Source organism: Massilia sp. 05N420, assembly GCF_056397205.1.
In genome coordinates this window covers 1-403 of the sequence record NZ_JBFTMX010000221.1, presented here as the reverse complement: position 1 = coordinate 403, position 403 = coordinate 1, and the positions used below count along the sequence as shown (strand labels likewise).

At 63.5% G+C, this 403-nt stretch carries 1 protein-coding gene; it reads left to right on the top strand.

The genetic code is table 11. From position 1 onward, the window contains the following. The coding region (locus tag AC1DIX_RS28070) for a thiolase family protein (protein WP_477328654.1) at positions 1-403 on the top strand (403 nt) is incomplete at both ends.

The following is a 403-nucleotide window of genomic DNA, read 5'->3' as shown; positions in this document are numbered from 1 at the left end:
GCTGCTGGCAGGCCTGCCGCTCGGCGTATCCGGCACGACGATCAACCGGCTCTGCGGATCGGGCATGGATGCAGTCATCACGGCAGCCCGGGCGATCCGTTCCGGCGAGGCAGAGCTGATGATTGCGGGTGGCGTCGAAAGCATGTCGCGGGCGCCGTTCGTCATGCCGAAAGCCGATACGGCTTTCTCGCGCAATGCCGAGATCTACGATACGACGATCGGCTGGCGCTTCGTTAATCCGTTGATGAAGAAGCAGTATGGTGTCGATTCCATGCCGGAGACCGGCGAGAACGTTGCCGAGGATTACAAGGTCAGCCGCGCGGATCAGGACGCCTTTGCCGTCCGCTCGCAGGCGAAGGCCGCGGCATCGCAGGAAAGCGGCCGGCTGGCCAAGGAAATCAGC